Annotated in this window: 7 protein-coding genes; all 7 read right to left on the reverse strand. The window is 53.9% G+C overall.

Features of this window, described 5'->3' with window-relative positions; translation table 11 throughout:
• Positions 1–52: 52 nt before the first annotated feature.
• The 7 genes from QMX91_RS00275 to QMX91_RS00305 all read right to left on the reverse strand — a co-directional run bounded on the left by QMX91_RS00275 (position 53) and on the right by QMX91_RS00305 (position 12,333).
• Complete coding sequence (locus QMX91_RS00275; RefSeq protein WP_282412120.1) at positions 53–7,447, reverse strand: DUF4165 domain-containing protein; 7,395 nt, start codon at positions 7,445–7,447, stop codon at positions 53–55.
• Between the two features lie 130 nt (positions 7,448–7,577).
• On the reverse strand, positions 7,578–8,078 hold the full coding sequence (gene traV, locus QMX91_RS00280; RefSeq protein ID WP_052959453.1) for a type IV conjugative transfer system lipoprotein TraV: 501 nt from the start codon (positions 8,076–8,078) through the stop codon (positions 7,578–7,580).
• Between the two features lie 11 nt (positions 8,079–8,089).
• Complete coding sequence (locus QMX91_RS00285; protein WP_047296883.1) at positions 8,090–9,406, reverse strand: TraB/VirB10 family protein; 1,317 nt, start codon at positions 9,404–9,406, stop codon at positions 8,090–8,092.
• Positions 9,407–9,418: 12 nt separating this feature from the next.
• Positions 9,419–10,393, reverse strand: coding sequence for a type-F conjugative transfer system secretin TraK (locus QMX91_RS00290; RefSeq protein ID WP_261754838.1), 975 nt, complete (start codon positions 10,391–10,393; stop codon positions 9,419–9,421).
• 244 nt (positions 10,394–10,637) lie between these two features.
• Positions 10,638–11,279, reverse strand: a complete 642-nt coding sequence (locus QMX91_RS00295; RefSeq protein WP_047296878.1) for a TraE/TraK family type IV conjugative transfer system protein — start codon at positions 11,277–11,279, stop codon at positions 10,638–10,640.
• Positions 11,279–11,566, reverse strand: a complete 288-nt coding sequence (traL, locus tag QMX91_RS00300; protein WP_013100901.1) for a type IV conjugative transfer system protein TraL — start codon at positions 11,564–11,566, stop codon at positions 11,279–11,281. Before traL ends, QMX91_RS00295 begins: the two co-directional genes overlap by 1 nt.
• A complete protein-coding gene (locus tag QMX91_RS00305) occupies positions 11,563–12,333 on the reverse strand; it encodes a thioredoxin domain-containing protein (protein WP_013100900.1) in 771 nt (256 codons plus the stop codon). The genes traL and QMX91_RS00305 overlap by 4 nt, the downstream gene beginning before the upstream one ends.
• Positions 12,334–12,354 lie beyond the last annotated feature (21 nt).

Genomic DNA, 12,354 nt, shown 5'->3' on the forward strand with positions numbered 1-12,354 from the left:
AGCGCATTTGTCGACGGAAATTAAAAAGGGCCGCTTTATGCGGCCCTTCCCTTTACTTGTTGGAGACTGGAGGTGATTCGGCACCAGAGTTATCGATGCCTACCAGGGTAATTACCGGTTCGCCATCTGGATAACGCCACATTGGTACGGAGATGCTGTTTGAGCTGAGAGCCTGCTGCTCACCATTGATGAACCAAAGGTTTTTGGCCATGCGGCCATCTTCATCAGTACAAACGGCTTTTGCCAGCCAGGAGGTTCGACCGACCACAACCTCCAGTTTGCAGACAGGGGGCTTATTCCTTGCGACCGAGATGTCAACCTCGCCTGCTGCTGTGTGGCCCATTGCGCTGGCGACATCCAGTTTCACCGTATACACACCCTCTTTTTCAAGGGTCGCCCGGCCATAGTCCCCCGAGCTAGATAGCGTCTCCCCGTTGAGACTGAACGTTTTGCTGAGTATCTGATCCTTAGGGTGCCCGCCGGTGATTGACGGCCGGATCAGAACGCCCAGCGGGGCACGATTCGCGTCGTTATCCCCACTCCAGGACAATTTCACATCCCACGGAATCGGCTCCAAAAACTCCATCTCTGTTTCGGCATAGCTATAGTTGCCCCGCGAGTCGGTGATGTGAGCGCCGAATGTGTAGATCCCCGGCTCAGTCAGCCGCACGATACGACTGGTCTGGTTGGTGTCCTTGATCATTTGGAGGCCAGCGTAGGGTGGGATATCCCACTCGATGGTTAAGCCCTCGAATTCTCGGAACAAGCCAAGAGATCGAGCCGTCATGGTCAAGTCTGCCGGCGCATACTTCGCCGAGTACTTCGTGTTGATCTTCCACTCAGGCCAGTCATAGGACCAGAAAATCAGGCGGTGCTGAGTTAGACCCAAACCGCCTCGATCCTCATACCCATTGATCCAAGATCGGACGCTGATGTGGCTCTCTTCTTTCTCCATGTCCTCCCGAGTGGGGGTGTACTTCACTTCGGTGGAGTCGACGACTGTGCCGTCCGGCAGGATGAACTCACCATCCATTGTCATATCCATTTTTGGGTACGGCATCATCAAGTTGGCGACCCAAGTAGCTTCCTTTCCTACCTCAGGACGACGCGGCCCGATTATCTGTACACGAGGCGGTCGGACAGGTCTAAACGCAACACCTGCGCGGAGGGTTTTGTAGACGCGCTTATCCTCTGGGGAGTCTGAGTACTTCAGCCTGGCCGTGAGGTATACACGATCAGCGGAATTACGGCCCAGTCGGTAGGAGCCTTCCCCGGCGACCCAAGTCTTACCGCGATCCTCCGACCATTCCACAACCATTCCGGTCGTATCGAGCGTATTACCCTTGAGGTCCGTGAGTTTGAACGTGCCGCTATCACCAATAAACACGTTTGCTGGGCCTTTGAGGCGGGCAACAGGCACGACATAGGCAATAACTTCGACCGTAGGCGTCATGGATTTCGCGCCGCTATGGCGGTTCGTCAACTCTGCCCTCAGCAGATATGTACCCCGCTGAAAGATCATGCTGAGCCGTTGCGGCAGCTTCGCATTGGCCTCAACGCCTTCCCACGACACACCGCCGTCTTTGCTCATTTCCCAGCGAACCTCACCAATGTCTCCTGACTGGTAGCGATCATTGGTGACGGCGTAGAAGCTGCTGCGAAGAGGAGCAGGGCCGATAACGCGCAGCGCCTGAATTGAACCATCAAGAGCTTCGCCGTTTAGCACGGAAAGCACCATTGGCGAGCCCGACTCCCGAATCAGCTCGTATTCCGGCACAGGCGAGCGAACACGCGCTTCAGCAATGATGCGAACCGCTTTGTTCGTTAGCGATTGCAAATCGACCTCGAACTCAACCTCCCCGTTCTCGTCGATTGGCTCCCAGTTTGTCATCGGCTCGTAGTTGACTCCGGCAGTTGTCGAAAGCAGGCGAATATCCCAGTCGCCCATGCTGCTCAGCCGATACGCATCCTCCATGTAGCGGGTGTCTTTAATCGCCACGCGGATTGGAAGGCTGACCGTATCCAGAACGGTTCTCTCGTCGTTGAGAATGACAGGGAGAATTTTGTCGTGAGGGACCGACAGGAGTGATGCGGTCTTGGTCGACCTCATATTTGGGAGCGCGGTGTATCCAACGTCAACTGAGTATGGCGTTACGCTCCACAGGGGGGCCTCGGCCCCTTCGATGTAGCGCGTAAACCGCTGGGAACGGCCGTAGCTCGGAATCGTAGAACGTTCAATCACTGCATCCGCCCGGTTAATCGCCACGTCCAGGGAAGCCGCGATTGCGGTCACCGACGCGCTACCAACATAGCCGCCGAGTTGTGACACCGAATACAGCCCCTCTTTCACCAGATTGCTGGCCGGCATATCGATTTCGATTGCGGGCGGCTCGATCACGTTTACGCTGTGCTCTCCGTAGCCAATATCGATTTCCTGACCACTCGGAGTAAACATGGATGCCTTCCAGGAAATGTTGTTTGCCCCGAGCAGACTCATTGCTCCTTCCGCGAGTGGCGTGACGGTGTTGCGCTGCTGGGCCATGCCTTCTGGCATCTGCATCCAACGAATAAGGCACGATGGGCGGCTCGACCATTGCTGTGCTGTCTTTTTTGCAACGCCTTCGTTCGCTGTTGCATCACATACAGGACCATCCGTGTGACGGAGCGACAAGGAAAGCTCCTGGACTTTCTGATAGGCCTCTTCTGGTGCTGGCTTCAAGGCAAAGTGGATCTGATCAGCGACCGGAAGGATCTTCAGGTCACGAGTGAAGCTCGCAACCTTGTATTTCACGCCGCTAGGGTCAAACACATAGGCGGTAGCCTCGATAGTCTGGTTTCCCAAAGAACTCCCGCCGGCATCCATCATCAGGTTGGCCAAAGTACTAGCGTTGCGCCATTCATCGGGAGTTTTCGTCCAAGTGACGTAGCAAGCACGATCCTGAAGTGCATTTTTCGTCTTCGCGACAGCTTCGCTGGTCAAGATGCTGCATGCCCCATTGCTCGGGCTGAAGCTGATTTGAGCACGGCCGGAAGCTTGTAGAATCTCCCATGTATCAGCCGTTAGTACGCCCTCCGGAGCCCATACGGTTACCGGCACGGAATAGACAGGGCCAGTCATATCGGCGCGACTTAGATAGACCTGCGCCTGGCCATCGACCCCAACATCCAGGCCACCTAAACGGGCCTCCAGCAGATCGGCAGTCATTTTAGTAGGTACCAGACGCATACCAGTGCCTTGAGAAAGCTCACGATGCTCCAGTGTCACCCCAACTTTCGAGTCAGGCGTGACGATGGCGATGATCTCGCTGCCGAGAGCCTGAATCACTTTCTGGTCGGGAATTCGGAGCGCATAGGCACCCAAACGGGTCGTCATTTGTTGCTTCACGGCCGGGATGCTCGGGGCCACCGAGGTAGGCTGAACCTCTCGATCTTTGAACATTTCCCAGGCCGGCAAAAGCTTCAGGACGACATCTTGATCGACATAGAGGCCATCCTGGTCAATGGCACGAATCTGTACTGAGGTTTCAGCCTGGCCATCGGTCTTATAGGTGATGCTCATCCCCTCCACCGTCACATGGCCATGTGCTGGCTGTTTGACGACTTGCAATGTGTGCGAGCCCCAATTGTTCGGATCGATTACTTTCAGATCGGCCGTTCCACCGATTCCTGCATACATCTTCACTGTCGAAGGGGTGATACCCGTTGGTGCAAAATTGAACTGAGCAACAGTGACCTTCCCCTCTCCTTCTACACTGAGCCCTTCCTGATCCGTGGCGCTGAAAGTGAACAAATCTTCCCCATAGAAACCAGGATTAGGGGTGTACTCCATACGGCCATAGAACACACGGACAGTCCCGTGCGTCGGGTTCGTGAGGATCTTGAACGTATGGCTGTCCCAGAGATTGATGTCATGGACCTCAGGAGCAACCTGGTCACTCACTTGCCCTTCACGAGCCTGAATGGTTACTCCCGTCCAGGTAGGGGCGTAATTGAACTTCGCGACATTCACAACCGCGGTCGCTTCAGCCTTCATCCCAGACACGTCCTGCACGCGGTACTTGAACTCATCGGAGCCAACGTATCCAGTGTTCGGGGTGTAGGTGAACCCGCTAGGGGTCGCCACTACAGAGCCCTGGGACGCGCTCGACAGAATTGAATAGGTTTTCTTCTCCCACGCTGCCGGGAAGTCCTCGATGGGAGTTGCTTCCACCGACGAGCTTTCGTTGACGCTGACCGTCAGTTTCGTCGTTACAGGCGGTTCTATTACCTGAATGACCGATTGCCCCTCTTCGAGGGTGATCTTTTTCCCGGTGGTGTCGTAGACGCTAGCCGTCCAGCGGATCGGGTGCTGCCCGGAACGGGTGAAAACGCCGGTCAACTCAAGAGGATCGAGCGCTTTGATGCTCAGGTCTTTCGGGATGACCGAGAACTCAATCAAGCACTTCAAGGCACCGCCGCTCATGCCAGCACTCTTTGCCGCTGCGTCATCACCAGTGATCGAACACGTTGGGCCCGAGCGCTGCGTCATGGTGACGGATGCAGTCTCAATCGCACGAGTAACACTTTTCTCATGCAGCGATTGGATGAAGGTTGTTGAGCCGGTCGCAGCTTTGACGCTCAGTATTTCCTCACCGCTGCTCAGCAGTACCTTTTCCGTACCCTTGTTGAATACATAGAGGGAATAAGCAACCTTCTGCTGGCCTGCGTCGAGGACTCGCCCTGTCAGCTGAGTGACCGGGTGCGGTGCACCGGAAACCTCTACTTGCTGAAGGCCTCGGGGAATGCTCGTCCACTCAAGCAAGCAGATGGGCGACTTGATGGGATCGGCAGACCTTGCCACCGCGGAAGATGTCGTTAGAGGGCAAATGCTGCTAGCTGAAGCGGACAGCTTTACCGTGGTGTCAGTCATTGCCTGTACAGGATTCTTATTGTTGATGCCAAGCGTGACCTTGGGCATCCAGGTATTGATATCGGCATACACCACAGGAGCATTCGGCGCGGAGGTAGAAATGATCACACCATTACTTCCGGTAGCTCCCTGAGTTACCGGAACAACAGGTAGCGATATCTTACCGCCGGTACTGGTGAAGTTGAGTTGGCTAATCGTTACCGTTGCTCCCGGATTGACGAGAACACCGCCAATCTTTAGAGGTGTTGCTGCGTCAGACCTGAGCGTTGCCAGCAGATCATAAACACCAGAAACTGGCGTACCGTCTGCAAGCTTTAGCTGTTCGCTGTTTATCACCACAGAGCCATCGTTACGATTGAACTCTTTTGGCACCGCAGGGATATTAACGAGACCGTTTACATGACCAACGATCCCAGCCATCTTAGGGCTGTAGAGGAACGTGGTTGAGCCAACACCCTTGTTCTGTTGTGAGTCCTGCGCATTGACTCTGAGCGTATAACTTTCTCCAGCCGTTAAGGATGGGAATAGGATCGGGTACTCAAGACCGTAGGTAGTCGCATTGAGCTTGCGAAACGAAAGTGCAATCGATTCGTTAGCCGGCCCCCCAGTCAAGCTAATCGATGTAATCTTTGGTGCAGGGTCTTTATTGTCAGTTACCGTGAAGGTGATTTTGTCGAGTGTATCGATAGAATCACTCGCACCCTTGCTTACCGTAACAACTGGTTTTGTCCGATCGCTCTGGAACTTGAAAAGAGGTAGCTTCGTTATTGCGCCTAGATTTTCGCTAGCAACACCAACAAGATCATGGGAGCCTTCCGGTAGGGTTTTCAAATCAAATTCGTACTCAAAAAATTCACCAGATGACGATGTAAGTTTCTTGGTTACGCTAAGTGTTGTACCGCTTGAGTTTTCGAGCCATGACGCACTGTGACTAAGAGCATTTTGGTATGCGCCCTGCTGCGGCTGTCTGACGTTTAGAGTCAGAATCATACTCGACGAGTCGTATGTGTAACTAAGGATTGGCAGGTATAGGTCGTTCCACCACACATTCGCCCATTGACCAGTTGCGCTCAACGAGCCGTCTGCACTCTTCAGAACAGCTTGGTCATGAAGGTATCCAGACGTGCCTTTGTTCAATGGGCGAGTGACAGCGATTTCGCACTGGGTCTGCCCGGCAGGTATAGTACATGTGCCCATATGAGTAGCCACTTGATCGAAAGGGCGCGCCTCGACGGTATACCGAACTTTCGTGACCGTGACAGGCAATTCCTGAGGCGAAACTACTCTTCCCGAATAGCTGAGCCAGCCTTTGTCGCTAAAATAATACTCAACACTACTGATTACCGGCGTTTTAGGTGCAGAGGAATGCAATACCAAATCGTATCGAATAGTCCCTTGAGAACCCCACTCGCCAAAGTTAGAGAACTTGATGTAGTTATTATCCTCTGCTCGATATGGAAGCGACCCGACAAGGTAAACATAGGCCGAATCCTCACCAACAATCTGGTTCTCTCCAAAACTGTTTGTGAAGCGTATACCTCCTTGCCGGTAGGTGTGCCAGTTGCTCTTTGGGATTTTCCATGCAAGCCGTATCGGGTTAGTTTTGACATAAGATCCGGCGACATAGGGAACAAACCCCTTTAGGCCGGGCGCGAGAGTAGTAGAAACACTTGGGTCATACACACCAAACGGTTCAGTGGGCGCGTTGGCAATGTTGTCAAACATTACCTTCTGACGTTTGGTGGCCGTAGAGTTACCTGCTTTATCAGTGACAACAAACTCCAGTCCAAATACCTCATCCAAATCTGAATCAGGAAAGAAATTTGTTCTGTACTGAATTGAAGCCGTTTTGCTCTCTTCCGAAAACAGAACATTATGCGCTTTATAAAGAGCACCAGACTCCCGATATACGTTAGCGGTGACCTTGCTAATTCCCGATGTGTCAGATAACCCATCCAGGACGAAGCTCGAATATGTCAAAGCATCGATTGCTGCAAGGCCGAGTTTCCAAACTTCGCCAGTGAGAACGGGCTCACCCCATGTATATGGGCGCGGAGCAAATGTACCTGCTACAGGGCCAGCAGTATCAATAACGAGGGGAACATTTTCAGTTTGAACAACAGCTCCAGCGCTGGACAGAATTTCTGTTTTTACGGTGTAGCGTCCATCAGGTAGCTTCGGACTAACAAACTCTTCGGCGTAGTAGTTTTCGCCGTTGTATGAAATAACGTCGCTCGCACCAAGAACCTTTGAACTTTCCTTAGTGAAGACAGGTGTGGCGGCACCGTTAGCAGTCACCGCTATGCGCAGTTTTCGGTCAATACCACCGCTAACCATGAACGAGATGCCAGTGGAAGGGTTGATAAACCCTGTGCCTGGCTCCGTATTGATTTGAACCCCTGCACTGTTCGTATAGCCGTATTTAACAAGATCGGCATACGCACCATTGATTGGCACAATGGCCAAAGCGATAGCGCCCAGAAGCGCACCACTCACTTTATTGAGGAACGATGGCCCTCGGGTCTTTGTCGTACCCATCGTGGAACTCCTTTAACTCGCGTTGGCAAGCGAAACCTTAGAGTGTGTTTTGTTAGGTCTTGAAACGACCAAATGCGCCTGCTTTCGCAAGGCGCATTTCTGCTCAACCGCCGGCACTTCGTTTAATGTTCTACTTGGCAGAATTAGCCTGCGGCGGTTGAACGATTGTGAGGGGACGCAAGGTTGGTGTTGCCTGGGGGGCTCGAGCACCGATCTCCCAGCGACGCGCTTCCACTTCGGTGTATATGAAGCCCGGAACATACAGATCGCCTTTCTCGTCCTCCCATGGATCAACTGCGATACGCATGACTACAGCCTGCGACCGGATCGGAAGAGGATTTCTCGCTCTCATCGGCATTGGGGCGTTGTCCGAACCCTCTGCGATAAGCACGCGCGTTGCACCGGTACCTGTTGATTTATCGCTGCCTGCCTCAACGCCTTCTTGTTCTTGCTTCAATTGGGTTTTGTAGTCATCACCCTCAGTTGCTGAGTAAACATCTTTTGCGGACATGCAAGTAACGCCATTCGGCATTCCCTTACATGCATATTCGTCGGAGCCTAAGCCCATGATGCTGGTACAGCCCGAAGTCAATGCAGCTACAGCAATCACCAGGATAAGTTGCTTAATCATCACGATTTCCTTTATTGATTCACGTCATTGACTTTAAGAGTTGTGGAATTGAACTTGACGGTCATTCCCTTGTTGACAATAAAGTCAACGTCCCGCATTGCATCGATTTCAATAACGGGGAAGATGCTTTCAGCCATCTCAAGATAGAAGTCGGCGATCCGTTCTAGGGCCGAGCCCGCGCCGCTAAACCCGGCAGACTGAAGTGCATTGCTATCGAATGCCTGCTCGTAAACCGGAGTAACGGTGTCGCCGTTATCCCCTGCACGGGTGACGTTGATAGTCGGTACCTTTTGGACGTTGAACGCCCCTGCTATACCTTGAAGAAAACCTGCTCCCAGGCTTCTTGCGATAATCTGACCTTGTTTGCTTACCAGCCGGCCGCGCAGGCCTGCTTTACCGTCCTCGCCTGTCGCATAGGCTTCAAGACTCGCCTCAAGTACCGAACCGTCATTGCGAACGCAGGACAAGCGTTCTGCGCGCATGTACGCCCGCTCCGAGCTGAGGTCACCCCAGCCGCCAGCGATCAGGAAGCATTCGCGAAAGTCAGCCCTGAAGCGGTTAGGAAGGATTGCTTCATTCTTGATGCGGATCAGGCTCGGGAAAGGGTCGCGCTGTGCCTGCTTTCCAGTTGGCGCGTCCATACCTGTGACCAAAACTCCAGACAGGATCGATCCAGCGGGGAGGGTCACAGAAAGCTCCTCAGGCTTGTCGCTCTTTCCCTCATCTTCCTTGCCCTTTATCACCCGGATCTTGGGCGTTTCCTTTTTCTCGCTTGATCGCGACTTAGGGTCTTCCGGTTGCTCAGGTGGCAAGTTCGAATAAACGTCAGTCAGATCTGCCGGCGAGCTTGTTGCTTTGTTGATGAATGCCGATTCGCGAGGGGGGATAGGGGTTCTCGCCTGGTTGGCGGTGGAACTATCGGACGAGGTATCACCACCCTCACCAGTGCCTTTCTTTTCGCGTCCAACCCGCGCCAGCTCCTGCTGGAGCAGCTGGAGTTCTTGCTCCAGACCACTTACTTTTTCTTGCGTATTTTTGAGCTGAACGTCCTTTTCTTTCTGCCCCATCACGCGCTCAAGGCGGTTTTGCTGCGCCTGGAGCTGTCGCAGTTGGCTGGCGATCGAGTCCAAGCCCAACGCGCGGGGGTCTTCATCGGTGAGGATGGCCTCGACCTGAGGCTTTGCCGCTGCGCGTGCCTTGCGCTCGGGGCTCGCCGCGTTCATGGCGACGCCAACGATAGTACCCACGACCAGAACCGTCCCGCCGATGGCAAGCATCAGCTTGCCTCTGGGCGTGAGTTTTTCGAGGAATTGCTGAATCGCTTTCACTGATGGTTCCCCTTACTGCAACAGGCTTGGACGAGTGGAGCTTTGCGGTACTTCGGTCGGAACCCGAGTGACGACAAACACTTCTGTTTTCTGGCCAGGTTCAAGCACCTCATCTGGCCATGCGCTTACAGCTGCTCGGTGAGGGTGCGTGCAGGAGCCATGATCGAACTCAACAGTTCTGGCCGACACGTTCTCGGCGGTGGCCACAAAGACTCTGAAGTCATGGCCCTCGATCAACTGCGACTTGCTGAAATCGAAGCTGAGGCTTGGCTGCGCACAGGCGGGGATCTTGTTGCCGCTGGTAAGCGCACCGAAGCTGTATCCACGCGGCAGCTTGCCTAGCGCCATTTCGCGCATGAGGGAGCGAAGAGTGTCCATATATGGCTGAGAACGTTCCCACTTCCGCGCCTGGCCGCTGTAGTTTGTCGACGAGGTGACGGGCATGCCGCTCGCCAGCCCTTGTACGTTTTTCGCCAGGATCAGGTTCGCCTGGATGGGAGGTACGCCCTGAGGCAACAACGTCAGGGAAATTGCAACAGACTCATCGTCCTCAGGTGTGACGAACATGGTCACCGGCTTCTCATCCTGAGTCGTGACGTAGATGACGTTGCCACTTGTCGAAATATCGGCCTCACTTACCGTCTGGATATGAGGGTTATCGAACGGCGTAACGAGACGGTTGATTTGGCCTCTGCTGATCGGAATCAGGGTGTTTGTGCCGCTTGCAACGACCACATCCTGGCGAGACTCGATGGGCTGAACAGGAGTGGGCTTCTTCACGACGCTGGCCGGCACGCTGGGGTTTTCAACAGACCCCGGAGTAATGGCAACGAGACGTGGTTTCTTTTCCCCCTGCGGCTCTTCCTGTCGTTCAGGAACGCTCTCTGGAGAAGTCGCAGGCTTTGCAACGACTTGAGGCTGCGTGCTGGCAGCAACTGGCATGTTCATGCCTGGTATCTGGATCTGCTCCTGGGCAATAGCAGGCATTACGGCAGCCATAGCCATTACGAGCGCAGCTGGCTTGAAGAAATGGAGGGAAACTGGAAGTGACATCGAGACGACCTCTGCTCTGAGTTGTCGTCAATTCTGGAGGGCATTCAGACGCTTGAGTCGCGTTTTCAAGCAGCTTTTGCGTCTGAAAACGGAGGGGAATTTTGTGTAGGCGTTGACTGGCGATACCAACGAAAAAGCCCATGCCAAAGACATTGGCATGGGCTTCTTTCGTCGCAGCTTAGCGCTCCTGATTCTTTCTCTTCTCGCGCTCCGCTTGTTTCTCCGCCTTGCTGTTCTCGCGATCAACCACATCCTGGGTTCGAGCATCGCCAGAGTTCGTACTAACCCAACTCAGGACAGGCTTGTAGTCTTTGATCATAAGCTCGAACTCATAGGTTCGATTGCTACGCTTTTTGTCGCCCGCCGGCCCTTCGCTCACGGAGCGGCCGGTAACGTAGAACTTGTTCTCGTTGAGGTTATCGCGGAGCACTTTCTGCGGCTCGAAGCTTAAGGTCACACGATCCTGGCGGATCTGATGAATCTGAGTATCGAGAACCTTCATCGTATCTTGATAGATCGACTTATCGAGGATAGGCCCCAGGGCATCTTTTACGACAGAGGCATTATGCGGGGTGACGTTGCCTAGCATCATCGCGATGTAAAGAGCCCATGCGTCGGCGTACTCCCCGGAACTTTGCGTTTTACTGACCCAGGCGGTCTCAGTCAGGGTAGGTGGTATCACGGTGACCACTTCATCCTTGTTGAGAGCAGAGCAAGACACCAGCAGATTGCTCAATACAAGGCCAGCAACGGCAATGCGCAAAAACTGATTTTCTCCGCGCATGCCATCGAACGAATTGCTAAGCGACTTAAAAAGCATCAGACGAACTCTCTCTCGTAGGAATTGGGCATGGATCGCACACTCTTCCGGCCAATGGCTCCCCAGTGCCAGTAAATGGCGTGAAGCAGATAGCCGTCAGGGCGGTTGTCGCAGAAGCGACGATAGAAGCGAGCGAGCAGGAGACCCACCACTGTGCAAAGAATCAGCTGTGCCAGAAGAACGCCTGCAACCAAACCGATCCCTATCGGCATGACCTCATCCAAACGCCAAAACATCACGTGTGGCGGCTGGTCGATGTATGCCGGAATTTTGATTGGCTCGCTCACTTGGCACCCCCTGCTTTGCTGAGACTGGCAATCGCTTTGAGGATGCCTTCATGACTAGCGTTAGCACCTTGGAGAACCATCGACATGCCTGTCTGGTTGTCCAGGAGCAGGGTTGAAGGGGTCTGTTGGATGCCCAGCTTTATGGCTTGATCAAGATCGCCAGTAACTCGCTCGATGGCCTGCTTCGAGTCTGTGCAGGCTGCAAAACGCTTCCCATCCAGGCCAAGCTCTGTCGCAAGAGAAACGAGTGATTCTGAAACCCCCTTGCCGTTGCCACCGGTTTTATCGAAAACCGTCTGGGTGTACTTCCAGGCAGCATCTGAGCCGCCTTGCTCACCAGCACACTCGATCGCCAGGGCTTGCCGGCGTGATGCCTCGCCAAGGGCGGGGACATGGAGAATCGCGGCATTGATTTGCCCCGCTGACGACTCGATAAGCGCTTTCAGCAGGGGGAAGTGATCGCGGCAGTAAGGACATTCCGTATCCGTCATCTCGACGAGCGTGTACCGAGCAGATGAAGAGCCATAGATCCAGTTGTCCGGAGCTGCGGGGATATCATCTTCTGGAAGCTGTTTGAGGTTACCGATGATCTCTTGGATAGAGGCGGGGTCGACTGCTTGTGCTCTCGCAATAGTCAGCTCACCTTCGAGAGTATTGATCTGGCCTTCCAGCACGCTCACGGTGGAGAAATAGTGATAGGAACCAACAACCAAAGCGGTGGCAAGGGCTGTGATGGTGATAGCAAAGGGGATGGTTTTCGTTGCCATAAGGGTCAGCCTGTCGTGGTG

The organism is Pseudomonas sp. PS01299 (assembly GCF_029960145.1).
In the GTDB taxonomy this organism is placed as follows: Bacteria; Pseudomonadota; Gammaproteobacteria; order Pseudomonadales; family Pseudomonadaceae; genus Aquipseudomonas; species Aquipseudomonas putida_A.